Source organism: Bacillus sp. MSP13, from assembly GCF_000815295.1.
In the GTDB taxonomy this organism is placed as follows: domain Bacteria; phylum Bacillota; class Bacilli; order Bacillales; family Bacillaceae; genus Bacillus; species Bacillus vallismortis.
Map to the genome: position 1 here is coordinate 354089 of NZ_JXAQ01000003.1, position 24983 is coordinate 379071.

Below are 24983 nucleotides of genomic sequence, written 5' to 3' on the forward strand. Positions count from 1 at the left end.
TTACATGATTTCAATTTCTTTTATATCGGTAATCGGCTGATCGTGATCAACTGGATCTTCAAAATAAATATGAACTGGGCCGCCTTCTTGAATCGGTTTGCCTGCCTCACTGAAATGGACAATGCTGTTCAGTGCGGTTTCCAGAGGGACGGCGGTCTTTCCAGAACTTGTGAAAAATACGCATTCTGTCGCGGAGCTGAGAGGCTCAGCATTTTTCAGCACAGTCCCAAGTTTCATGGCAAAACTGCCGTTCATTAGTTTTTGCTTCTCGTATTGTTTTTCCGTCTGCAATGTAGGCGGCGTAATCCGGCCCTCTCTGATGACGCGTTCAGGATCAAGATCTGATTCATCCCCGGCTGATTGTAAATGTATGTCTTGGTTGTCCCCTTTGCTGTCAAACAAAAATTTGCGATCATCAAAAATCCACACGCTCGGATCAATGGTGATCGGATATGTAACATTGCCTTTTACTTGTATAACACTCATGATATAACCCCCTTCTCCCAAAATTATAAAAGTTTTCGCATGAATTGTCACTTTGTGTACAAATTATGTGTATTGACATGCTCAGGGAGCGAGGGTGATTGCATGGTATGCCGGCATAATGATGAGCTTGAAACCTTAGTGAAAGAGGCAAAAAAGGTGACGGACAAGGGAGAGGTGGCAAGTTATATTCCTGCCTTGGCAAAAGCTGATCAACACGATCTGTCAGTGGCGATTTATTATTCCAATCATACTTGTCTGTCAGCGGGTGACGTGGAAAAAACATTTACGCTTCAAAGTATATCGAAGGTGCTCTCGCTTGCTTTGGTGTTAATGGAATACGGCAAGGATAAGGTTTTCAGTTATGTCGGACAGGAGCCGACCGGCGATCCGTTTAATTCAATTATCAAGCTGGAAACAGTGAATCCGAGCAAGCCGTTAAACCCTATGATCAATGCCGGGGCATTGGTAGTGACCAGCTTGATAAAAGGGAAAACGGTAAAAGAGAGACTTGATTATTTACTTGCGTTTATCAGAAGGCTGACAAACAACCAACAGATTACATACTGCCGGGAAGTGGCTGAATCCGAATACAGCACGTCGATGATTAATCGGGCAATGTGTTATTATATGAAACAGTACGGTATTTTTGAAGATGATGTAGAAGCGGTAATGGATTTATATACGAAGCAATGTGCGATTGAAATGAACAGTTTGGACTTGGCGAAAATCGGATCTGTATTTGCCCTGAACGGCAGACATCCTGAGACTGGAGAGCAGGTTATCTCAAAAGATGTTGCGAGAATTTGCAAAACGTTTATGGTCACGTGCGGAATGTATAATGCTAGCGGGGAATTTGCAATCAAGGTCGGAATTCCTGCAAAAAGCGGCGTATCCGGCGGGATTATGGGTATTTCACCTTACGATTTCGGGATTGGTATTTTTGGCCCGGCGTTGGACGAAAAAGGGAACAGCATTGCGGGTGTGAAGCTTTTGGAAATCATGTCTGAAATGTACAGACTGAGTATTTTTTAATTTATGTCATCTGCTTAAATCCTCTTGCATTTTCTGCTGATACCCTTTATGATAAATAGAAGAATTAGGTACTCGCCTGGGGAACGGAGGGATACTTTTGGCTTCAGAGATGATAGTTGACCATCGGCAAAAAGCTTTTGAACTCTTAAAAGTTGACGCTGAGAAGATTTTGAAGCTGATCCGAGTACAAATGGATAACTTAACGATGCCTCAATGTCCTTTATATGAAGAGGTATTAGATACTCAAATGTTCGGACTTTCGAGGGAAATCGATTTTGCTGTCCGCCTAGGATTGGTTGATGAAAAAGACGGTAAAGACCTTTTATACACATTGGAGCGCGAATTGTCTGCATTGCATGACGCGTTTACAGGTAAATAAATGATAAAACTCAAACTTATTAACGGTTTGGGTTTTTTTATAACCGCTTATTATCACTCATTTTCTCGGAGAAGGCCTTTTTACACATTTCTTCCGAATCCTATAGAGATTCTTCATCTCGTTTGATAAATTGTAGTAAAATAAAAAAGATAAATACATAAAAACCATAGATAATGGAAGTTGGAAGCAGGGAAGAGGATGTTATGTTAAAAAAAATGCTCAAATCTTATGATTACTCACTGATATTCGCGATTGTTTTACTGTGCGGATTCGGTTTAGTGATGGTATACAGTTCTAGCATGATTACGGCTGTTTCTCGGTATGGAGTCAGCAGTAATTTTTTCTTCATGCGGCAGCTGTTTGCTTTATTTGCGGGTGGCGCACTTTTTATATTCATGGCTTTGTTTCCTTACAAGGCATTGGCTCACCAAAAGTTTCAGAAAGGAATGCTGCTTGTTTCTGTTTTTGCGCTCATCTCGCTGTTCGTATTCGGGCATGTTGCCGGAAACGCGCAAAGCTGGTTTAAAATTGGCGGGTTGAGTTTGCAGCCGGGCGAATTTGTCAAGCTAGTGGTCATATTATACCTTGCTGCTGTATACGCCAAAAAACAAAGCTATATTGATCATTTGCTAACGGGGGTTGCGCCTCCGGTCGTGATGACAATCATTCTATGCGGATTGATCGCGATGCAGCCTGATTTAGGTACAGCGGCGATTATCGGATTAATTGCGGCATGCATGATTTTGTGTTCCGGTTTCAGCGGAAAGACTCTGGCAAGGCTCGTTTTGCTGGGCGGGATTGTTTTGCTCCTAGTCAGCCCGATTATTTATCTAAATAAGGACAAGATCCTGACAGAAAAGCGTTTAGATCGTTTTGAGAGCCTTGAAGATCCGTTTAAATATGCGGATTCATCAGGTCTGCAAGTGATTAATTCCTATTATGCAATCGGATCAGGCGGTATTTTCGGTATGGGACTTGGTGAAAGCATTCAAAAATACGGGTATCTTCCTGAGTCGCATACTGACTTTATCATGGCTGTCATTGCCGAAGAACTTGGTATTTTTGGGGTATTGTTTGTGATTATTCTGCTGGGGTTTATCGTCATAAAAGGTTTTTATATAGCCAGAAAATGCGAGGACCCGTTTGGAAGTCTTCTGGCAATCGGTATTTCAAGCATGATCGCCATCCAATCGTTTATTAACCTTGGCGGTGTCAGCGGATTAATTCCCATTACAGGAGTTACGCTGCCGTTTATCAGCTACGGGGGGTCTTCTTTAGTGCTGCTGCTGGCAAGTATGGGGATATTAGCCAACATCAGCATGTTTATCAAATATTCAGATAATAAGAGAAAGAAAGAGCCTGTGGCATCAAAGGGAATGAAGAAAAAGCAGCTCGAAAAAACTGTTTATCTGTAAAAAACAACTGTGTACATGGGAAGGATATTCCTTTATGATAGATTATATTCCATTCGGGTAAGGGGGAAAAAAGTTTGTCACAGCAATCTATACAAAAAGTGTTAGTAGCAAACAGGGGAGAAATTGCAATCCGTATATTCCGGGCTTGTACAGAATTAAATATTCGTACAGTTGCGGTCTATTCAAAAGAAGATTCCGGTTCCTATCATCGTTATAAAGCAGATGAAGCGTACCTGGTTGGGGAAGGGAAAAAACCGATTGATGCTTACCTGGATATTGAGGGTATCATTGATATTGCGAAAAGAAACAAAGTGGATGCAATCCATCCGGGATACGGTTTCTTATCTGAGAATATACAATTCGCCAAACGCTGTGAAGAAGAAGGCATCGTGTTCATCGGCCCTACTTCTGAACATTTAAATATGTTTGGTGACAAGGTGAAGGCGCGTGAACAGGCAGAAAAAGCCGGAATTCCTGTAATCCCGGGAAGCGATGGCCCTGCAGAAACGCTTGAAGCCGTCGAACAATTCGGACAAACTCACGGTTATCCGATGATTATTAAAGCTTCTCTTGGCGGCGGCGGGCGCGGCATGAGAATTGTCAGAAATGAAAGTGAAGTAAAAGAAGCATATAATCGTGCAAAATCAGAGGCAAAAGCAGCCTTTGGCAATGACGAAGTATATGTGGAGAAACTAATTGAAAATCCTAAACATATTGAAGTTCAAGTCATTGGAGACAAGCAGGGCAACGTGGTTCATCTTTTTGAAAGGGATTGTTCCGTTCAAAGACGCCACCAAAAAGTAATCGAAGTAGCGCCGAGTGTCTCGCTGTCATCTGAATTGAGAGTTCAAATTTGTGAAGCGGCAGTTGCGCTTGCTAAAAATGTGGATTACATAAACGCAGGTACGGTTGAGTTCCTTGTCGCGAACAACGAGTTCTATTTTATTGAAGTAAATCCGCGCGTACAAGTTGAACATACAATTACGGAAATGATTACCGGTGTCGATATTGTACAATCACAGATTCTTGTTGCCCAAGGGCACAGTCTTCACAGCAAAAAAGTAAATATCCCGCAGCAAAAGGACATTTCCACAATCGGTTATGCAATTCAGTCGCGGGTAACGACTGAAGATCCGCAGAATGATTTCATGCCTGATACAGGAAAAATTATGGCTTACCGCTCTGGCGGCGGCTTTGGTGTCCGGCTTGACACCGGAAACAGCTTCCAAGGCGCCGTGATTACGCCGTATTACGATTCACTTCTCGTTAAGCTTTCAACTTGGGCTTTAACATTTGAACAGGCGGCGGCCAAAATGGTCCGAAACCTTCAGGAGTTTAGAATCAGGGGCATTAAAACAAACATTCCGTTCCTTGAGAACGTTGCAAAGCATGATAAATTCCTGACAGGGCAATATGATACGTCCTTCATTGATACAACACCTGAATTATTTAATTTCCCTAAACAGAAAGACCGCGGCACGAAAATGCTCACGTATATCGGCAATGTGACAGTGAATGGGTTCCCCGGAATCGGTAAAAAAGAAAAACCGGCGTTTGACAAGCCAATACACGTAAAAGCGGACGCTGAACTGGAGCCTGCAAGAGGAACAAAGCAAATCCTTGATGAAAAAGGTGCAGAAGGTCTTGCAAAATGGGTGAAGGAACAAAAATCTGTCCTTTTAACTGATACAACATTCAGGGATGCACACCAATCTTTGTTGGCGACGAGATTCAGATCACATGATTTGAAAAAAATCGCGAATCCGACGGCTGCTTTATGGCCTGAGCTATTCAGCATGGAAATGTGGGGAGGCGCGACCTTCGATGTAGCCTACAGATTCCTGAAAGAAGATCCGTGGAAGCGTCTGGAGGACCTTCGAAAGGAAGTGCCGAATACCTTATTCCAGATGCTGCTTCGTTCATCAAACGCAGTCGGCTATACAAATTACCCGGACAATGTGATTAAAGAATTTGTGAAGCAATCCGCTCAATCCGGTATTGATGTGTTCCGTATATTCGATAGCTTAAATTGGGTAAAAGGGATGACATTAGCCATTGATGCGGTTCGTGATACGGGTAAAGTGGCAGAAGCCGCGATTTGTTACACGGGAGATATCCTTGATAAGAACCGTACGAAATATGATCTTGCTTATTATACGTCAATGGCGAAGGAGCTTGAAACTGCCGGAGCTCATATTCTCGGAATTAAAGATATGGCGGGGCTGTTAAAACCGCAGGCTGCATATGAACTCGTTTCCGCATTGAAAGAGACGATCGACATTCCGGTTCACCTGCATACGCATGATACGAGTGGAAACGGTGTTTATATGTATGCGAAAGCCGTTGAAGCAGGCGTTGACATCATAGACGTGGCGGTCAGCTCAATGGCGGGTTTAACGTCGCAGCCTAGCGCAAGCGGTTTTTATCATGCGATGGAAGGAAACGCCCGCCGTCCGGAAATGGATGTCCAAAACGTTGAAACGCTATCCCAATATTGGGAATCAGTACGTAAATACTATAGCGAATTTGAAAGCGGAATGAAGTCGCCGCATACTGAAATTTATGAGCACGAAATGCCTGGAGGCCAATACAGCAACCTGCAGCAGCAAGCGAAGGGAGTAGGCCTAGGCGACCGATGGAATGAAGTCAAAGCAATGTACAGACGCGTCAACGATATGTTCGGCGATATCGTGAAGGTCACGCCTTCCTCAAAAGTAGTCGGAGATATGGCGCTATACATGGTACAAAACAACTTGACTGAAAAGGACGTCTACGAAAAAGGCGAATCATTGGATTTCCCTGATTCAGTTGTTGAGTTATTCAAAGGAAATATCGGCCAGCCTCATGGCGGATTCCCTGAAAAACTCCAAAAGCTGATCTTAAAGGGACAGGAGCCAATTACGGTCAGACCAGGAGAATTGCTTGAGCCGGTATCCTTTGAAGCAATCAAACAAGAATTTAAAGAGCAGCATCACTTGGAGATTTCAGATCAAGATGCCGTTGCGTATGCCCTTTATCCTAAAGTCTTCTCTGATTATGTGAAAACAGCAGAAAACTATGGAGACATTTCGGTATTAGATACCCCGACATTTTTCTATGGCATGACATTGGGTGAAGAAATAGAAGTGGAAATTGAGCGCGGGAAAACATTGATTGTTAAGCTGATTTCAATCGGCGAGCCCCAGCCTGATGCCACTCGTGTCGTTTATTTTGAACTGAACGGGCAGCCGCGTGAAGTTGTGATTAAAGATGAAAGCATTAAGTCTTCCGTTCAGGAAAAGCTGAAAGCGGACCGGACAAATCCAAGCCACATCGCAGCCTCCATGCCTGGAACGGTTATTAAGGTGTTGGCTGAGGCAGGTACAAAAGTCAATAAAGGTGATCATTTGATGATCAATGAAGCGATGAAAATGGAAACAACGGTTCAGGCGCCTTTCTCAGGAACAATCAAGCAGGTTCATGTGAAAAATGGCGAGCCGATCCAAACGGGAGATCTTCTTCTCGAGATTGAAAAAGCATAAAAAACAAGAGTGTATATCATTTGATATACACTCTTGTTTTTTAGATGAAAAGCGGAGTGAAACAAATCTGCATCTAACATTGGCGGATGGCAGCGGCCAGCTTCTGTCGGGACTGATGCTGTTCCGTACTTCAGGATATTTAATCCTGTCACCCAATCGAAGAGGTTTGATCCGGATGGGCTGTTTATTAGAAGGTACATTCCTGAATTGAAACATATTCCGGATGAATTTCTTCAAAAGCCATTGAAAATGACGCCTCTAATTCAAGCGAGTTCATCCTGCATCATCGGCGAGGATTACCCCAAGCCGCTCATTGATCATCAAGTTCAGCGGAGGCTTGCCATTGAGCCATATGAAACGGCAAAAAACATGGCATAAAAAAGACCAAAGCATTGGAAGCTTTGGCCTGACATCTTTATCACTGTCTGGATTCGTAACGGAACCGTGCAATCAATAATAAGAAGTAGCATAGAACTCCAAACAGGCAGGCAATAAAGAATGAGTGGGCAAGTGCAAAGCCCAGAGCCATTTCAGAGTATACGATCATAATGCCGGACAGCGCCTGTAATGTAATAAAAATAAGACATGAGATCCAGCCCCAAAAGATCTGTTTTTGATCTTTATAGGAAGTAATGGCATGAACAGCGGCCACAATAATCCATACAACCAACAGCAAGGCTGCTGCTCTGTGGCCCATTTGCACCCATTCATGAAATTGAGTCGGGAGCCCATTGTTTAGCGGACTGCACAACGGCACATCCGGGCATGCCAAACTTGATTCTGTATGTCTTACATATGCGCCTGTATACACAACGATATAGGAATATACTAATATTCCTATCATGTGAAATTGCATTCTTTTGCCGATTTTAAGCGGTTTGACCAGCTTTCTGACCGATTTGTCAGCTTCAAATATAAGCAACGTCAAAATAAGCACTGAAGCGAAAGATATCAATGAGATGCCAAAGTGAAGCGCCATAATCAGCGCGTTTGAACCGAATACGACAGCCAATGCGCCAAGCAATGCCTGTAAAAATAAAAAGATAATAGACATGATCGCGAGAAACGTTGTTTCACGGAAAATCGGCGTGATTTTTCTCCATGACCAAAACGCAAGGCTTAACACAAGGATAATAGAGATCCCGCTTGCGAATCTGTGGCTCCATTCAATAATTGAAGCCGGATTCATTTCAGGGAAAAAACGGCCGTGACACAGAGGCCACTCTCTGCCGCAGCCTTGGCCGGAACCTGTTTTTGTAACAAGAGCTCCTCCGATTAAAACAATGAGCATGACAAATGTTGTCAGAACACCGAGAGCTTTTAATGCTTTATTCATACAATATTCACCTTCTTAACATGCTGCAATTTTATATACGTTCCAAGTGTAAGCGAATATGTGTTTCGAGGCAATTCTTAGAGCCTTTTGTTCACAAAAATATAATAGAATGGCGGCTTCCGGAAAATGTACACTTGATTATTCATGCCGGGTCTGATAGAAATAAGGTAAACGCACCGCGGATTTGGCGATTGCCTTTATCTTCGGTAAAATTCATAAAAAGTTCACAAATAAATTCCTGTTTGTCGTTTAATATTTAATAGGATGTTTTTTTACAAGAGGTTATCTTGTATGATAGAGTTGCAGGTTTTTTTATTGTCCTGCGCTAGGTTTGTAAGGGAGGTTTACGTTATGGCTAACTCCAGAATCATAAATGATACGGCTATAGACGGACAAATTGAAGAAACAACGGCATGGAAAGATTTTCTTTCCCTTATTAAAATAGGGATCGTCAATTCCAATCTCATCACGACTTTTACTGGAATGTGGCTTGCGCTGCATATCTCCGGTTTGAGTTTTTTAGGCAATATAAACACCGTTCTTCTTACATTAATCGGGTCATCTTTGATTATTGCGGGCTCCTGCGCGATCAATAACTGGTATGACCGGGATATTGATCATCTTATGGAGCGCACGAAAGTAAGACCGACGGTTACGGGTAAAATTCAGCCGAATCAGGCGTTATGGTCTGGAATTTTGCTGGTTGCTTTAGGATTGATCATGCTGCTGATGACAACTGTCATGGCTGCTGTTATCGGTTTTATCGGAGTCTTTACGTATGTTGTATTATATACAATGTGGACGAAACGCCGCTATACCATTAACACAGTAGTAGGAAGCGTTTCCGGTGCAGTCCCGCCGCTTATTGGATGGACGGCAGTGGAAGGGCATATCGGTGTCGTAGCATGGGTATTATTCATGATTTTATTTATTTGGCAGATTCCTCATTTCTTAGCATTGGCTATTAAGAAAACTGAGGATTACAGAGCTGCAAATATTCCGATGCTTCCTGTCGTATACGGATTTGAAGTGACAAAAAGACAAATAATTGTGTGGGTTGCGTGCCTGATGCCGCTTCCGTTTTTCCTTGGAAGTCTGGGCCTTCCGATTGTCATCCTCGGCTTGCTGTTAAATATCGGCTGGCTGATTCTAGGCTTGATGGGCCTCCGCACCAAAAATATCATGAAGTGGGCAACGCAGATGTTCATTTACTCGCTTAATTACATGACAATCTATTTCGTTGCCATGGTTGTCTTGACTCTTTTCTAAAAAAATAGATACATTGTTTGTTTTATCGCTTCAAAATAATCGATGACAACTAGTAAATGCCGCCTTGACCTTTTCCTTCATCAGGCGGCTTTACTTTTATACATAGATGGCATTTTGAGTAAAAAAACTCATAATTTAAGAGAAGAGGAAATGTAAGTGCTTTATTGGTGATAGGCTGGATTGCGAGTCTGCTCTCCGCCTTTGTATTGACCAGAAAAGGGGTTGGGTGAAATGGTAAAGCATTGGCGTCTTATTTCATTATTAGCCTTAGTGCCGCTTCTATTAAGCGGATGTGGAAAACCTTTTTTATCCACGCTCAAGCCTGCTGGCGAGGTGGCTGATAAACAGTATGACCTGACGGTGCTCAGTACATTGATTATGGTGGTTGTTGTTGCAGTAGTATCTGTTATCTTCTTTTATGTGATTGTGAGATTCAGAAGATCACGGGTCGGTGAGAACACGATACCGAAACAGGTAGAGGGGAACAAATTTTTAGAAATCACATGGACTGTGATCCCGATTTTGCTGCTCATTATTCTTGTGATCCCTGTCGTACTATATACGCTAGAGCTTGCGGATACATCACCAATGGATAAGAAAAGCCGCAAAGCTGAGGATGCGCTTGTAGTCAATGTCCGGGCAAATTTATACTGGTGGGAGTTTGAATACCCTGATTACGGCATTATCACAAGCCAGGAGCTGATTGTGCCGACAGACCAGCGTGTATATTTTAATTTAAAAGCCTCAGATGTCAAACATTCCTTCTGGATTCCTTCAGTTGGAGGAAAACTTGATACGAATACGGATAACGAAAATAAGTTTTTCCTGACATTTGATTCAAAAAGAAGCAAAGAGGCAGGAGATATGTTTTTTGGGAAGTGTGCAGAGCTTTGCGGCCCTTCACACGCGCTGATGGATTTTAAGGTGAAAACGATGTCTGCAAAAGAATTTCAGGGTTGGACAAAAGAAATGAAAAACTATAAGTCTACAGCAGAGAGTGATTTGGCTAAGCAGGGCGAAGAACTGTTTAAAGAGAAGAACTGCCTGAGCTGCCATGCCGTCGAGCCGAATGATAAGCGGGCAGAAGCAGCAAGAACGGCTCCCAACTTAGCGACCTTCGGTGAAAGGGCAAAAGTGGCAGGGGTGAAAGACGCCAACGAAGAAAATGTGAAAGCTTGGCTCAAGGATCCTGAGAGCATAAAACCGGGGAACAAAATGACAGGAACTTATCCGAAGCTCTCAGACAGTGAAACAGATGCGCTTTATGAATACTTAAAAGGCTTAAAAACGGAAAGCAAGTAGGGAAGAAAGGGAGATATTGGGGGAGGTCACATATGTTGAATGCGCTTACAGAAAAGCGGACGCGCGGATCTATACTTTGGGATTATTTGACGACGGTGGACCATAAAAAAATCGCGATTCTTTACTTAATCGCCGGGGGATTCTTCTTTCTTGTCGGGGGAATAGAAGCGATGTTTATCAGAATCCAGCTTGCAAAGCCGGAAAATGCTTTTCTCAGTGCTCAAGCGTACAATGAAGTTATGACAATGCATGGGACGACGATGATCTTTCTGGCTGCGATGCCGCTTTTATTTGCCTTGATGAATGCGGTCGTGCCTTTGCAGATTGGGGCTCGGGACGTTTCGTTTCCATTTTTAAACTCGCTTGGTTTTTGGCTCTTCTTTTTCGGAGGCATTTTCTTAAATCTAAGCTGGTTTTTGGGCGGAGCGCCAGACGCGGGCTGGACATCATACGCTTCACTTTCGCTTCATTCGGAAGGGCACGGCATAGACTTTTTCGTCCTCGGACTACAAATATCGGGGCTCGGGACGCTGATAGCAGGGATTAACTTTTTGGCTACGATTATTAACATGAGGGCTCCTGGCATGACGTACATGAGGCTGCCTTTGTTTACTTGGACGACATTTGTGGCTTCTGCATTGATTTTGTTTGCCTTTCCGCCGCTTACGGCCGGATTGGCTCTGATGATGCTGGATCGGCTGTTCGGCACCAATTTCTTTAATCCAGAGCTTGGCGGGAATACGGTCATTTGGGAGCATTTATTTTGGATCTTTGGCCACCCGGAGGTTTATATCTTGATTTTGCCTGCATTCGGTATTTTTTCAGAGGTCATCCCTGTGTTCGCCAGAAAGCGTTTGTTTGGGTATTCATCAATGGTTTTTGCCATCGTGCTCATTGGCTTTCTGGGTTTTATGGTTTGGGTGCACCATATGTTTACGACAGGTCTCGGACCGATTGCAAATGCGATTTTTGCAGTTGCCACAATGGCTATCGCGATACCGACCGGGATTAAAATTTTCAACTGGCTATTGACGATTTGGGGAGGAAATGTAAAGTATACGACCGCGATGCTGTATGCCGTCTCATTTATACCGTCCTTCGTGCTCGGCGGCGTGACGGGAGTCATGCTGGCAGCCGCTGCTGCTGACTATCAGTTCCATGATACGTATTTTGTGGTGGCGCATTTCCACTATGTCATTATTGGCGGAGTGGTATTCGGCCTTTTAGCCGGTGTTCATTTTTGGTGGCCGAAAATGTTCGGTAAAATTCTGCATGAGACCATGGGTAAAATTTCATTTGTATTGTTTTTTATCGGCTTCCACCTCACGTTTTTCATTCAGCATTTTGTCGGATTAATGGGGATGCCGCGCCGGGTTTATACATTTTTACCGGACCAGGGTCTTGAAACAGGCAACTTGATCAGTACAATCGGGGCGTTTTTTATGGCGGCAGCAGTTATTCTTCTGCTGGTCAATGTCATTTGGACATCGGTAAAAGGCCAATATGTCGGAGCTGATCCATGGCAGGACGGACGTACCCTTGAATGGACCGTTTCTTCACCGCCGCCTGAGTATAATTTTAAACAGCTTCCTTTTGTCAGAGGGCTTGATCCGTTTTGGATCGAGAAGCAGGCAGGACACAAATCAATGACACCGGCTGAACCGGTTGATGATATTCATATGCCAAACGGCTCAATCCTGCCGTTCATCATTTCCTTTGGCCTCTTTGTCGCAGCGTTCGGGCTGCTGTACAGAACCGATCACGCTTGGGGGCTGCCGGTGATCTTTATCGGGCTCGGCATCACATTTATCACGATGCTGCTTCGCTCAGTCATTGATGATCACGGCTATCATATTCATAAAGAGGAACTGCCGAACGATGATAAAGGGGTGAAGGCATAATGCAAATTGAAGAAAAATTCACTGCGGAAACCTTTCCAGCTTCTCCCGAAAAAGTAACAATGGAAGGGAAAAATAAATTTTTAGGATTTTGGCTTTTTCTTGGGGGAGAGACAGTTTTGTTCGCGTCTCTCTTCGCCACGTTTCTCGCACTCCGGAATTCAAACGCCGGTGACCCGCCTACGACGGAAATGTTTGATGTGACGCTTGTGTTTATCGCCACAATGCTCTTATTAACGAGCAGTTTAACGAGTGTGTACGCGATGTACCACATGAAGAACTTTTCATTCGGAAAAATGCAGCTTTGGCTGGGAATTACGCTCTTATTGGGGGCGGGATTTTTAGGACTTGAAATCTATGAATTTAAGCATTACATCCATGAGTTTGGCTTTACGATCACAAGCTCTGCGCTCGGTTCCGCGTTTTACACGCTTGTCGGCACACACGGCGCCCACGTGGCATTTGGGCTTATGTGGATCAGCACGCTGATGATCCGCAATGCCAAAAGGGGACTAAACCTGTATACGGCGCCTAAGTTTTATGTTGCAAGTCTTTATTGGCACTTTATTGATGTCGTGTGGGTCTTCATCTTTACCGTTGTATATTTAATGGGGATGGTGGGATAAACATGGTCGGTAAAAAAAGCAGAAGGCATATCAACAGCGGCCTTGAATTTAAGAAAAAGAAGCACGCTCAGGAGATGAAATATCAGGTTCTGTCTTTTGGCTTAATGATCGGCCTTACGATTGTGGCCTTTCTGACTGTGGCAACGGATGGCATCGGCAGCTGGTTTACGATTCCTTTCATTATTCTGCTAGCTGCGATTCAAGTCATCTTCCAGCTTTATTATTTCATGCATATGAATCAAAAAGGGCATGAAGCGCCGGCACTGTTTTTGTATTCAGGCATGTTTGTCGCGTTCATCACTGTGCTTGCGTTTGTCACAATTATATGGTGGTAATGTGAACAGCCGCCGGAGGTGAAATAATGGATCAGTTAGACGTGTTTGGGTTTCGCGCGATGTGGAGCCCTTATCTTTTTTGTATCCTGTTGAGTATTACGGTGCTTTATCTCTATTTTTACTGGCGAATGTTTTCTAAGCCAGAACGGATAACAGGTAAAGAGATGGTGTGCTTTCTATCGGCGATGCTGTTTTTATATGCAGCGGAAGGGAGTCCGGTAGATCTGCTCGGACACATTATGTTCAGCGCTCATATGGTGCAAATGGCTGTCCTGTATTTGGTCGTCCCGCCATTATTGATTGCGGGAATTCCCGCATGGCTCTGGGAAAAAATCATTTTCAGGCCTGCCATTAAACCGGTTTTTTCATTTTTTACGACGCCTTTAATTGCTTTGCTTTTGTTTAACGGCATTTTTTCTTTATATCATGTTCCGCTTATTTTTGATACTGTCAAAACGGACCCGTTTTATCATACAGTAATGACTTGGCTTATCTTTGTGCTGGCGTTTTTCATGTGGTGGCCGCTTGTTCATAAGGTAGAGCGCCTTCGGCAGCTCAGCGGCTTAATGAAACTGGGATATATTATGGCGGACGGTATGCTGCTTACGCCAGCTTGCGCGCTGATCATGTTCAGCGGTGCGCCGTTATATGCCACCTATACAGATCCATCTGCGTGGGCTGAAGCAATGAAGCTTTGTGTGCCTGCGGATATGATGGGGCAGATCCCATTAACAGGACCAGAGATGTTCAATACACTCCCTTTGTTGGAGGATCAGCAGCTCGGAGCAGTCATGATGAAAATCATTCAGGAAATTGTATACGGCACTTTTTTGGCGATTGTTTTTTTCCAATGGGTGAAGAAAGAAAGAGAAAAGGACGGGCAGGAAGAACCGCCGTATATTCAGCAGACCATATTATAAAAGGTACAGCAGAAGATGCTGTACCTTTTCGTTACATTTGAACTGTTTTTAGCGTGTCGGTTATGTCCTGAATCAGTGCCTTGCTCTTTGTTACAACCTGTACGGGGAACAATTCCGTTTCTCCATATTCTACGCCGTGCGGGTAGTAATGCTTGCCTAAGAGAGGGGACATTAATTGAATCACGGCGCGGCCGCTCCCTACATCGCCCTCAGCCGCAATGCCCGGTATCCGCAGGTAAAACGTACCCTCAATCGTCGAAAACTTTCTGTCATAGGTGACTCTTTCATAATCCCATTGACCCGCTCTGATGAGACCTTTGCTTTCCATCAAGTCGTCTAGCCAGCTGAGCTCAGCCTTTACCCCTTCAAGCCCGCTTTCAGTAAACTTCAACACTGACCCCTCCTTATAAAATTTACCTTTCCTGACAATCATAGTATGAAAGCGTTAAACTTTCAATGGATCTTCTTCCTTTGAAAGTATGCAAAAAATAAATTTTGACGACAATAGCACTAGACTAAAGGAGGTTATACGGATGACAAAAATAAAAGATCTGATGACAGCCGACTTGCAATATTGCACGGTATTAGATAATGTATATGAAGCTGCAGTAAAGATGAAGGACGCGAATATAGGTGTGGTTCCGGTAGTTGATAAGGATGGAGAAACACTTGTTGGCATCGTGACCGACCGTGATCTCGTGTTAAGAGGGATCGCGATAAAAAAACCGAATTCGCAAAAAATCACTGACGCGATGACCGAAAAACCTGTCAGTGTGGAGGAAGATGCTTCAGTTGATGAGGTTCTTCATTTGATGGCATCACATCAGCTCAGAAGGATACCTGTTACAAAAAACAAAAAGCTGACTGGAATCGTCACGCTTGGTGATCTATCTTTATCTGAGCAAACGAATGAACGTGCAGGCACCGCCCTATCGGATATCTCCGAGGGTGATGACAGAAGAGAAGGCTTTTTTCATTAACACATAAATCTTTGACATGTTAAATAGGCTGTATTGTAATGAGATGTAAGGCAAGACATGTGATGGCACGGGGGTGATAGATTGAAAAATATATTGAGAGCAATGGTTATCCTCTTGATTATCTGCGGAACTTATGTTCTGTTTATTCAATATGGAGCTTCTCCTGAAAAAAAATCAAATGACAGCGAACCTCAGGTGTCTAATGAGGAAGCGCAAAGCGGCAAACGAATACATATGCCAACATCAGGGTTATTATCCTTTATGGGCAAGTCCGCCGAAGAAGTAACGAAAAAGCTTGGGGAACCTGAACGCATTGACCCTTCCGCTTATGACTACAATTGGTGGATTTACAGTCAAGGAAAGGACCAGTATGTCCAAATCGGAGTATTAAATCATAAAGTAGTCACATTATTTGCAGCTGGGAATGATATTAACGCAAAGCCATTCAAAATTGGCGAATCAACCGGAGAAGTATTCAAGACGACTCAGGTTGCACCGTTTGTGAATGTAGAGTATAAAGGAAATTCCTATCGTTTTGAGTTTTCGGAAGAGGATATCAATACAAGGCCGACTGTAAAGATAGGAAAAATGTATGTCCAGCTGTATATGGACAAATTTGAGGGGAAGCTATCCAGCATCAGGGCGTTTGATGCGCAAACCTTTGTCAAGCAAAGGCCTTATGAGGTTGTATACCGCGGTGAATTAATGAAACCAGAAGCTGTTTCAGATGATAAGTGGAAAAAGATCCAAACGACGAGTGAAAAGCAAATATTTGATCTGACGAATGTGATACGTGTCAAGCATGGGCTTGCGAAACTTGAGTGGGACCAGCCGACGGCAGAAGTGGCTTTTGGGCATAGCGAGGATATGAAGGACAATAACTATTTCTCCCATGTTTCTAAAAAATACGGGACATTGAAAGACCGCTTAGAAAAAGGGAATGTTGACTTTCAGCAAGCGGGGGAAAATATCGCATACAATTATGTGGACGGTCCGGCCGCTGTAGAAGGCTGGCTCAATAGTGAAGGTCATCGAAAAGCGCTTTTAAATGCAGATTATACGCATCTAGGTGTCGGAGTAGACCGGAAATATTACACTCAAAATTTTATAAAGCGATGGTAATGAAAAGCCGCGGCCAAATGGTTCCGCGGCTTTTCTAATTACAAAGGCATGTTGATCTGAATGCATCCTTCAATAAGGCTTTTTCACGAGTGTATCGAGAAAATCTAAAAATTTATTTTGTGAATGAATATAGGCGAACACAATGCTTCGCAAAACGATACATTGTAGTAGGTATCGATTTTCGGAGGGGGTGAGGATTGTGGCGAATCAACATGCCAATCATTCAATCAACGACTTTAAACAATTCGTCAAAAAGCATCCCAAGCTGATAAAAGAAGTGCGTAAAGAACAAAGAAGCTGGCAGGACGTCTATGAAAATTGGGTTCTTTTCGGGGAGGGCGACCCGATCTGGGATCCATATCGGGAACCGGAAGAAGCTGCTAAAGCTGTGCCGGAAGCATCGGAAAAAAATGATTTTGTCTCTAAAATGGTGACAGCGGTGAAAAAAATGGATGTCAATCAAATGAACGAACAAATCGATAAAATGAGCCAGTCAATTTCATCACTGCAAAGTCTTCTCCATACATTTTCCGGGAGCGGCCAGAAGCAATCTCAGCCAGGATCTGGACAGCATCCTTTTTCGTTTCGAAAGGATTAAAAAAGGGGAACTCGTATGCGCAAAGAGGTTCAGGAATTTATTCAAGCCAACGAACAACGGAAACGATTCATCAGAGAACAGCCGATATGGTACCGCAGGCTTTCGAGGAAACCGGATGATCTGTCCTCCTTTCAGCTTGAGATGATGAACTTTTATGAAAAAACCATACCGCACAGGGTGAATCAATTTACAAACGGGATTCAAATGGCGCAAATGATGATGCAAATGTTTCAAGCGATGCGGACAAAAGATTAAAAGGCCCGAAATAGGGTCTTTTTTCATGCTGTAAATGCAGAGAGACAGATTGTTTTCGGGCTGCGGATTAAGCATTTTCCAATTGGCTGGTTTCGTGGTAAACTAACAACTGGAGGTGCGTGCTATGTATGCGACGATGGAATCCGTGCGGCTTCAAAGTGAAGCTCAGCAGCTTGCCGAGATGATTCTGCAGTCGGAGACGGCTGAGAACTACCGCAATTGTTACAAGCGTCTCCAAGAAGATGAAGAGGCAGGGCGGATTATTCGTTCTTTTATCAAAATAAAAGAGCAGTATGAGGATGTACAGCGTTTTGGCAAATATCATCCTGACTATAGAGAAATATCCCGGAAAATGAGGGAGATCAAGCGGGAGCTGGACCTGAACGATAAGGTGGCTGACTTTAAGAGAGCTGAAAATGAACTCCAGTCTATTCTTGATGAGGTCAGCGTCGAGATTGGAACAGCTGTTTCAGAGCATGTGAAAGTGCCGACTGGGAACCCTTATTTTGACGGTTTGTCTTCATGCGGAGGCGGCTGCGGTTCAGGCGGAAGCTGCGGATGCAAAGTGTCCTGACGAGACTGGCCGTCTCGTCTTTACATATAAGAGAAATCAGGCAGGTGATTGTATTGGAGAATAGGCGCCAGGGCATGATTGTGTATCTGCATTCCCTAAAACAAAGCAAAATGCTGAGGAAGTTCGGAAATGTGCACTATGTATCAAAACGCTTAAAATATGTCGTGCTATATTGCGATATGAACCAAATTGAAAAAACAATGGAAAAGATCGCATCTTACTCATTTGTAAAGAAAGTGGAGCCTTCTTATAAACCGTTTTTAAAATTGGAATTCGAGTCAAAGCTTGATAAAGCGAAGGAATACGATTATAAAATCGGCATATAGCTATAAAAAAATCCCCGCAGACTTCTGCGGGGTCCTTCTATTCCTTAACAAGTTAAGGAGAAGGCAAAGGGAGAGGAGAAACCGGAGGAAGAACTTATGGGGAAACGTAAGTCTTCTCCGCGGTTGGCAACAACATCCTCTAGATGCTGTTGCTTATAGTATGGACAAGGATCAACCTGCCTATACATATGTTTGATCAAGATTAGCGTTCATTGTTTGAAAGAATGCTTTATGTTAAGATAGGGTTGATTTTTTTCTATGTACATAGCGGCGTCCGGCCGGATAAGAATACAAAATAGCTTTTAGAAAAAGTGGTGTGGAACATGAGAGTAATTTCTGGATCGAAAAAAGGCCGTTCACTAAAGGCTGTCCCGGGAACGTCAACAAGACCGACAACCGATAAAGTGAAGGAATCCATTTTCAATATGATCGGCCCTTATTTTGACGGGGGAAGGGGACTGGACTTATTCGCGGGGAGTGGAGGTCTTGGAATCGAAGCGCTTTCACGCGGGTTTGAGCATTGCATATTCGTTGACCGTGATTTTAAAGCAATTCAAACGGTTAAATCAAATGTAAAAACGCTAGAGCTTACAAAACACGCACAGGTATACCGCAATGATGCGGAACGGGCTTTGCAAGCTGCTGCAAAAAGAGAAACCGGCTTTCGGGGAATTTTTCTTGATCCGCCATATAAGGAACAAAGGCTGAAAGCGCTTTTAACGATGATTGATGAATATCAAATGCTGGAAGACGGCGGCTTTATCGTTGCTGAACATGACAGAGAGGTCGAGCTTCCCGAAACCGTAGGGAATCTTGTCATGACAAGAAAAGAAATCTATGGACTAACAGGTGTAGCGATTTATAAAAAGAGGGGGTAAATGGAGTGGCGAGTATAGCTGTCTGTCCCGGCAGTTTTGATCCGGTGACCTACGGGCATCTGGACATCATCAGACGCGGGGCGCATATTTTTGAACAAGTGTATGTGTGTGTATTGAATAACTCTTCAAAAAAACCTTTGTTTAGTGTTGAAGAGCGGTGTGAGCTTCTGAGAGAAGTGACAAAGGACATTCCGAATATAACAATTGAAACGTCGCAAGGACTGTTAATTGATTATGCCAAACGAAAAAATGCGAAAGCGATTCTAAGAGGCTTGAGAGCAGTGTCTGATTTTGAATACGAGATGCAGGGGACATCTGTTAACCGTGTGCTTGATGAATCCATTGAGACGTTTTTTATGATGACAAACAATCAATATTCGTTTTTAAGTTCAAGCATCGTCAAAGAAGTGGCAAAATACAATGGCTCTGTATCAGAATTTGTGCCGCCGGAAGTAGAGCTGGCGCTTCAGCAAAAATTCAGGCAAGGATGAGGAAGTTGGACTCATCCTTTTTTTGTGCCGTTTGTCAGTCTGTAAGAAAAAATGATAATGTACGTAAACAGCGCGCATAATGTGACAGCAGGTCCAATTTGTACAAGCAGATTCCAGCCGTTTATCAGTGCTGTTGGCATTTCGCCGCTATGAAGAGATTTGAACACATTCTGATACGGATCATTCCATGCCGTGTATAGAGGCTCCCATAAAAGCATGACGAAGACGGCGGCATACACGCCCTGCAGCAAACGCGCGATAAAAAATGGTTTAAATCTGATATCGGTTTCCGATAAAATACCTGCCACCTGAGCTTGAACGGAAAAGCCGCTAAACCCGAGAATAAAGCTGACGATAATGGCTTTTTGCAGAAGGGTAACGTCTGTCTCGCTGACAAGTTTGCTTCCTAATGTGATTTCAAACATTCCTGATAATAGAGGGATGTCCAGTTGAGCCGGAAGCTGAAACAAGGTCAGCGCGCCTTTTGTGAATACAGACAGAATATCAGTCAGCTGCACCACGGATAACAGCCTGTTAAAGACAGAAAACAAAATAATAAATCCGCCCACCATAAGAAGGGTTTGAACAGAAGAGGTCACGGCATCGCCTAAAATTTTGCCCAGGGGCCGTTTTTCCGCAAGTCTGGCGGTATGCAGAGCGTGTAAGGCATCTTTGATCGAAGGAAAAGGTATTGTATTTTTTCCTCTGAGATGCTGCTCTTCCTTTCGTCCATAGGAACGCATCGTTAAACCGACAGCCAGATTCCCCAAATAGTGTGCAGCGGCTAATAAAATGCCCAGTGACGCGTTTTGAAAGAAACCGACGGCAACAGCGCCAAAAATAAAGAGCGGATTTGAAGAGTTGGTAAACGACGCAAGCCGTTCTGCTTCTACTCTTGAAATCTGTCTTTCCTGACGAAGACGGGCAGTGAGTTTTGCTCCCGCCGGATTTCCTGATGCCATTCCCATAGCAAGAACGAAGCCGCCGACACCCGGCACGCGAAAGATCGGCCGCATAAAAGGCTCAAGCAAAACCCCGACAAACCGCACAATGCCAAAACCAATTAAGAGTTCAGACAGAATGAAAAATGGCAGCAATGACGGAAACACAACCTCCCACCACATAGAAAGCCCGGTTTTAGAGGCTTCGAATGAAGCCTGCGGATGTGAGATGACAGTCGCTGTTAAAAATAGAAAAAACGAAGCAATTAAAAGTGTATGAATCTTCGACAAGTTCATTCTTACCTCCCCGATGCTAAAAATGCCCAATCACATGTATATCATGATAAAATAGGTATGACACGAAACGGCCAAGCAGTACCTGTCCTTTTGAATCTTTGTACTAATATACGAGCATAGGGGTTCAGTTTAGACCATAGAATTCGGTATACAGGGAATTCAGGCAGGAGGTTAACGCGTTGGCTAAACCTAAAATCGGCTTGGCGTTAGGATCGGGAGGGGCCAGAGGGCTCGCTCATCTCGGTGTGCTCTCCAGTTTACATAAGCATCACATTCAAGTGGACATGATTGCGGGGAGCAGCATGGGCGCTTTAGTAGGCAGTTTCTATGCAGCCGGCCATGACGTAGCCACGATGAAAAAAGTCGCTAAAGCCTTTAAACGTCGGCTTTATGCTGATTATACGGTTCCAAGACTCGGTTTTTTAAAAGGCGATCGCGTCAGGCAGCTTGTCCATGCTTATACATTCGGAAAGCCGATCGAAGAGCTTCAAATCCCGCTGGGCATTGTTGCGTGTGATTTACAGACAGGAGAAAAGATTGTGTTCCAAAAGGGTTCGGTGTCAGATGCGGTGCGGGCCAGCATCAGCATACCGGGTATCTTTATTCCGCAGAAGCTGGACGGGCGGCTGCTTGTGGACGGCGCGGTCGTCGACCGAATTCCGGTTTCGGTTGTCAAAGACATGGGGGCTGATGTTATCATCGCTTCAGATGTCTCCAGAGTTCGAAAAACCGAAACGGCGGGGCATATTTTTGATGTGATTATGCAAAGTATGGATATACTGCAAAATGAATTGGTGCGGCATCAGACGATCGCCGCGGATATCATGATTCGCCCTTCTCTTGAAACATACAGCTCAAGCTCGTTTGCCAATATTGAAGCAATGATAGCGGCGGGCGAGGAGGCGACAAATCGAATGATCAGCAAGATAAGAAAAGAAATAGAGAATTGGGAGGGCTCATAATTTGCTTCGTAAAAAACATTTTAGCTGGATGCTTGTCATCCTCATTCTGATTGCCGTTTTATCATTTATAAAACTTCCATACTATATTACAAAACCGGGAGAAGCGACAGAGCTTGCTTCACTGATAAAAGTGGAGGGAGGCTATCCGGAAACGGGGAGTCTGTCGTTAATGACTGTCAAAGTGGGGCCGGCTAATCCGTTTACATATGTGTGGGCAAAGATGCACCCTTATTATGAAATTGTTCCTGATGAAAGCATCAAGGAAGAAGGGGAATCAGATAAGGAGTATATGAAAAGGCAGCTCCAAATGATGCAGAGCTCGCAAGAAAACGCGGTTATAGCCGCCTATCAAAAGGCAGGAAAAAAAGTCAGCTATTCGTTTAACGGCATATACGCCAGCTCAGTTGTAGAAAACATGCCTGCAAAAGGGAAAATAGAAGTCGGTGATAAAATCATCAGTGCAGACGGCAAAAACTATCAGTCTGCTGAAAAGCTGATTGATTATATCAGCAGCAAAAACGCGGGAGATAAAGTACGGTTGAAAATCGAAAGAGAAGAAAAAGAAAAGCGTGTCACCCTTACGTTAAAACAATTTCCTGATGAGCCGGATCGCGCAGGAATCGGCGTTTCGCTCTATACGGACAGAAACGTCAAAGTGAAGCCTGATATTGATTTTGAAATCGAAAATATCGGCGGCCCGTCAGCAGGGTTAATGATGTCTCTTGAAATCTATAATCAGCTCACAAAACCAGACGAGACAAAAGGCTATGAAATTGCGGGAACAGGTACGATTGATGTTGACGGAACAGTAGGCCCGATCGGCGGCATAGATCAAAAAGTCGTCGCCGCAGACAAAGCCGGAAAAGACATTTTCTTCGCGCCAAATCAAAACGGCGCCAGCAATTCCGATTATAAAAACGCAGTAAAAACAGCAAAAGATATTGATTCAGATATGAAGATTGTGCCTGTTGATAAGATGCAGGACGCGATTGATTATTTGAATAAGCTGAAAGCGAAAAGCACCTGATATTCTCAGGTGCTTTTCTATATATTAAAAAAACGTTGTTCATCCTCGTCATATCGAATCGGTGCATGCCCGTATTCCTGCAGGTCAAATTCAGTTCTCAGCGGTTCTTCTATCGCCAGGCTGTAGATTCTGCTTGCTTTTATGTCCAGATCGAGTGCGGGATGGGAGAATGAGGACAGTTTGCTGACAAGCGGAATAGACAGCGCTTTTTTCTTTTCCGCTAAATAAGCCTGTCCTTTTTTCGTCATGCCGAGAAGCCTAATATACGGCACCTCTTTATCGGCAAGCAGATTATGCATCTCCTGTTTGTTTGCCCTGTTTAAAATATGTGTGTTCATCCGCTGGAGCCTTGTCCACGTATAACGTTTCGTTTTCAGCAGCTGCATAAATTCCTTGTAGGAGCTGGCTTTTCTGATCGAACGAAGAATTCTGTGCTCTAAGCCTTCCTCCACCTCGTATACTTGCTGTAATTCCTGTGCTGTTACGATCGACAGGCTGTATTTTAAGTAAGAAAAATAGCTTTCAGGTGTATGCCACAGTCCGAAAGAATTTCGGTAATGTGCTAATTCACTTACAGATGTATCAGGAAGAAAACGAAGGCAGGCTTCAAGACTCTGTTCAAACATGGCTTTTCTGATGCTTGTGGCGCTTGCGATATGGTTTTCGCCTCCAGGAAGGTCAGCATCATGATAGCCCGAGGCAATACGCGCTGTGGTAGAAGGTTTCATTGAGTATCCCCCGGAAAGAATGGACGTGACATAATGATATCCCAGAATGTTGTTTGGTTTTGACAAATCAAGTGCGTTTTCAGTATGTAAAACGGATCTGAAGGCGATAGCTGCCGCGGCTGGGTAACTGGCCCCTTTTTTAAGCTCTTCCTTGACACATTGATCAAACGTATCTTTATGCTCATCAATAAGCTTTGCTGTTTCTAAAAACGGCGCAATATCACCATTTTCACTTCCGAAAAAAAGCGCCTCGCACCCAAGTTTATTCAGGGTGGAAACACTGCCGCGCGCAAAAATCTCCGCTTTTTGCACCGCATAAAGATAGGGCAGCTCAATGACCAGGTCGACTCCGCTTTGCAGAGCCATTTTTGTACGAACCCACTTTGACACAATCGCCGGCTCGCCGCGCTGTAAAAAATGTCCGCTCATGACAGCGACAGCCGTGTCACATCCGGTTTGCCGCTTTGCTGTTTGGGCATGATAAAGGTGACCGTTATGGAAGGGATTATATTCAACCACCAATCCGACAGCTTTCATATTTTTTCCGCCTTTCTTGCTATGTTTCAAAACGTATGGTACATTTGCAGATGAAAACTCTTACGCCTTATCTTTATTTTAAGTGTATGCATCGCATATACCGCTGTCAACGATACGTCAATGGCAGCATTATGCTGTAAAGAAAAAATATTGACAAAAACAATCTTAAAAGCTATAATCATGTTTGTTGCTTTTATGAGGTGATACAAATGAAATGGACGATTTATCAGCTGCATCAAATGCCGAACCAAAGTTTTGAGTTTGATGAAACAGTTGAGTTACATGAGCTGACAAAGGTGAATTCTGACATTCGCCGCATTTCTCCCGTTCGGGTGAAGGGCAGAGCGGATATCAAATCCAAACAGGTTTCGTTTGATTTTACAATTTCAGGCGAAATGATTTTGCCATGCTCAAGAACACTCGTTGATGTTCCGTATCCATTTGAAATTTCAACAAAAGAACTGTTTATATTTCATCAGACGGATGATATAGAAGATGATGACGTTCACATTGTTGAGGACGATACTATCGACTTAACTCCGATCGTGAAAGAAGAAATTCTTTTAGAAATCCCTATGCAAATCTTTTGTGAATCTGAACAAGAAAAAGGAGCTGCTCCTCAAGAAGGAAAGGACTGGCAAGTCATTTCGGAGGAAGACAAGAAGAATCAAGTTGATCCAAGACTTGCAGCCCTAGAAAAGCTCTTAAAACAAGATGATGAATCTTAACTCTTTAAGGAGGTGGGAAT

General features: G+C 43.6%; 28 protein-coding genes. 22 read left to right on the top strand and 6 right to left on the bottom strand.

The genetic code is table 11. From position 1 onward, the window contains the following. On the bottom strand, positions 1-486 hold the full coding sequence (locus SC79_RS03130; RefSeq protein ID WP_039073842.1) for a hypothetical protein: 486 nt from the start codon (positions 484-486) through the stop codon (positions 1-3). A gap of 102 nt (positions 487-588) precedes the next feature. Here SC79_RS03130 and glsA point away from each other — a divergent pair, with 102 nt between their 5' ends. From glsA to SC79_RS20375, 5 genes are all read left to right on the top strand, one after another. After that, positions 589-1518, top strand: coding sequence for a glutaminase A (gene glsA / locus SC79_RS03135; protein ID WP_039073843.1), 930 nt, complete (start codon positions 589-591; stop codon positions 1516-1518). Positions 1519-1615: 97 nt separating this feature from the next. Beyond that, positions 1616-1897 carry a YlaN family protein gene (locus tag SC79_RS03140; RefSeq protein WP_003221339.1) on the top strand — a complete coding sequence of 94 codons (282 nt, stop codon included), beginning with the start codon at positions 1616-1618 and terminating at the stop codon, positions 1895-1897. Positions 1898-2100: 203 nt separating this feature from the next. Continuing rightward, positions 2101-3312, top strand: coding sequence for an FtsW/RodA/SpoVE family cell cycle protein (locus SC79_RS03145; RefSeq protein WP_039073844.1), 1212 nt, complete (start codon positions 2101-2103; stop codon positions 3310-3312). Between the two features lie 74 nt (positions 3313-3386). Next, the gene (gene pyc / locus SC79_RS03150; protein ID WP_039073845.1) at positions 3387-6833 is read left to right on the top strand and encodes a pyruvate carboxylase; all 3447 of its coding nucleotides are present in this window, start codon (positions 3387-3389) and stop codon (positions 6831-6833) included. 78 nt (positions 6834-6911) lie between these two features. Then, positions 6912-7211: an FAD-binding domain-containing protein gene (locus SC79_RS20375; protein WP_082022515.1), complete on the top strand. Its 300-nt coding sequence runs from the start codon at positions 6912-6914 to the stop codon at positions 7209-7211. Between the two features lie 40 nt (positions 7212-7251). Here the strand turns inward: SC79_RS20375 and ctaA are convergent, their stop codons facing one another. Continuing rightward, positions 7252-8169 carry a heme A synthase CtaA gene (gene ctaA / locus SC79_RS03160; RefSeq protein WP_039073847.1) on the bottom strand — a complete coding sequence of 306 codons (918 nt, stop codon included), beginning with the start codon at positions 8167-8169 and terminating at the stop codon, positions 7252-7254. 351 nt (positions 8170-8520) lie between these two features. On the opposite strand from ctaA, the gene cyoE reads away from it, so the two are divergent. The 6 genes from cyoE to ctaG all read left to right on the top strand — a co-directional run bounded on the left by cyoE (position 8521) and on the right by ctaG (position 14519). Further along, on the top strand, positions 8521-9438 hold the full coding sequence (gene cyoE / locus SC79_RS03165; RefSeq protein WP_039073848.1) for a heme o synthase: 918 nt from the start codon (positions 8521-8523) through the stop codon (positions 9436-9438). 231 nt (positions 9439-9669) lie between these two features. Beyond that, positions 9670-10740: a cytochrome c oxidase subunit II gene (gene coxB / locus SC79_RS03170; RefSeq protein WP_010328418.1), complete on the top strand. Its 1071-nt coding sequence runs from the start codon at positions 9670-9672 to the stop codon at positions 10738-10740. A gap of 32 nt (positions 10741-10772) precedes the next feature. After that, a complete protein-coding gene (gene ctaD / locus SC79_RS03175; protein ID WP_039073849.1) occupies positions 10773-12641 on the top strand; it encodes a cytochrome c oxidase subunit I in 1869 nt (622 codons plus the stop codon). Next, entirely contained in the window at positions 12641-13264 is a 624-nt protein-coding gene (gene ctaE, locus SC79_RS03180) for a cytochrome c oxidase subunit III (protein WP_039073850.1), read from the top strand. Before ctaD ends, ctaE begins: the two co-directional genes overlap by 1 nt. A gap of 2 nt (positions 13265-13266) precedes the next feature. Beyond that, positions 13267-13599, top strand: a complete 333-nt coding sequence (gene ctaF / locus SC79_RS03185) for a cytochrome c oxidase subunit IVB (RefSeq protein WP_010328415.1) — start codon at positions 13267-13269, stop codon at positions 13597-13599. Positions 13600-13625: 26 nt separating this feature from the next. Continuing rightward, on the top strand, positions 13626-14519 hold the full coding sequence (ctaG, locus tag SC79_RS03190; protein WP_039073851.1) for a cytochrome c oxidase assembly factor CtaG: 894 nt from the start codon (positions 13626-13628) through the stop codon (positions 14517-14519). A 31-nt stretch (positions 14520-14550) separates the two neighbouring features. On the opposite strand, the gene SC79_RS03195 is transcribed toward ctaG, so the two are convergent. Continuing rightward, positions 14551-14913: a YugN family protein gene (locus SC79_RS03195; protein WP_082022516.1), complete on the bottom strand. Its 363-nt coding sequence runs from the start codon at positions 14911-14913 to the stop codon at positions 14551-14553. 139 nt (positions 14914-15052) lie between these two features. On the opposite strand from SC79_RS03195, the gene SC79_RS03200 reads away from it, so the two are divergent. The 8 genes from SC79_RS03200 (at position 15053) to coaD (ending at position 19743) form a co-directional block, all read left to right on the top strand. Continuing rightward, the gene (locus SC79_RS03200; protein WP_039073852.1) at positions 15053-15499 is read left to right on the top strand and encodes a CBS domain-containing protein; all 447 of its coding nucleotides are present in this window, start codon (positions 15053-15055) and stop codon (positions 15497-15499) included. Positions 15500-15580: 81 nt separating this feature from the next. Further along, positions 15581-16621, top strand: a complete 1041-nt coding sequence (locus tag SC79_RS03205) for a CAP domain-containing protein (RefSeq protein WP_039073853.1) — start codon at positions 15581-15583, stop codon at positions 16619-16621. A gap of 199 nt (positions 16622-16820) precedes the next feature. Further along, positions 16821-17219, top strand: coding sequence for a YlbD family protein (locus tag SC79_RS03210; protein ID WP_039073854.1), 399 nt, complete (start codon positions 16821-16823; stop codon positions 17217-17219). Positions 17220-17234: 15 nt separating this feature from the next. Next, positions 17235-17474, top strand: coding sequence for a YlbE-like family protein (locus SC79_RS03215; RefSeq protein WP_039073855.1), 240 nt, complete (start codon positions 17235-17237; stop codon positions 17472-17474). Positions 17475-17598: 124 nt separating this feature from the next. Next, entirely contained in the window at positions 17599-18048 is a 450-nt protein-coding gene (gene ricF / locus SC79_RS03220; RefSeq protein WP_003221370.1) for a regulatory iron-sulfur-containing complex subunit RicF, read from the top strand. A 53-nt stretch (positions 18049-18101) separates the two neighbouring features. After that, positions 18102-18374: a YlbG family protein gene (locus tag SC79_RS03225; protein WP_010328041.1), complete on the top strand. Its 273-nt coding sequence runs from the start codon at positions 18102-18104 to the stop codon at positions 18372-18374. A gap of 323 nt (positions 18375-18697) precedes the next feature. Continuing rightward, positions 18698-19252, top strand: coding sequence for a 16S rRNA (guanine(966)-N(2))-methyltransferase RsmD (gene rsmD / locus SC79_RS03230; protein ID WP_039073856.1), 555 nt, complete (start codon positions 18698-18700; stop codon positions 19250-19252). Between the two features lie 5 nt (positions 19253-19257). After that, positions 19258-19743 (top strand): pantetheine-phosphate adenylyltransferase, encoded by a 486-nt coding sequence (gene coaD / locus SC79_RS03235; protein ID WP_039073857.1) that lies wholly within the window; start codon positions 19258-19260, stop codon positions 19741-19743. Between the two features lie 11 nt (positions 19744-19754). Here coaD and spoVV read toward each other — a convergent pair whose 3' ends face one another. Further along, complete coding sequence (spoVV, locus tag SC79_RS03240; RefSeq protein ID WP_039073858.1) at positions 19755-20981, bottom strand: dipicolinic acid transporter SpoVV; 1227 nt, start codon at positions 20979-20981, stop codon at positions 19755-19757. 179 nt (positions 20982-21160) lie between these two features. Between spoVV and SC79_RS03245 the strand changes: the two genes are divergently transcribed. Both SC79_RS03245 and ddcP read left to right on the top strand, forming a co-directional pair. Continuing rightward, positions 21161-21943, top strand: a complete 783-nt coding sequence (locus tag SC79_RS03245; RefSeq protein WP_039073859.1) for a patatin-like phospholipase family protein — start codon at positions 21161-21163, stop codon at positions 21941-21943. Between the two features lies 1 nt (position 21944). Further along, a complete protein-coding gene (ddcP, locus tag SC79_RS03250; RefSeq protein ID WP_039073860.1) occupies positions 21945-22970 on the top strand; it encodes a protease DdcP in 1026 nt (341 codons plus the stop codon). A 17-nt stretch (positions 22971-22987) separates the two neighbouring features. On the opposite strand, the gene SC79_RS03255 is transcribed toward ddcP, so the two are convergent. Then, positions 22988-24235 carry a nucleotidyltransferase gene (locus tag SC79_RS03255; RefSeq protein ID WP_039073861.1) on the bottom strand — a complete coding sequence of 416 codons (1248 nt, stop codon included), beginning with the start codon at positions 24233-24235 and terminating at the stop codon, positions 22988-22990. A 26-nt stretch (positions 24236-24261) separates the two neighbouring features. Continuing rightward, positions 24262-24417: a hypothetical protein gene (locus SC79_RS19780; RefSeq protein ID WP_052245560.1), complete on the bottom strand. Its 156-nt coding sequence runs from the start codon at positions 24415-24417 to the stop codon at positions 24262-24264. 27 nt (positions 24418-24444) lie between these two features. Here SC79_RS19780 and SC79_RS03260 point away from each other — a divergent pair, with 27 nt between their 5' ends. Beyond that, positions 24445-24963: a YceD family protein gene (locus tag SC79_RS03260; protein WP_039073862.1), complete on the top strand. Its 519-nt coding sequence runs from the start codon at positions 24445-24447 to the stop codon at positions 24961-24963. Positions 24964-24983: the final 20 nt, after the last annotated feature.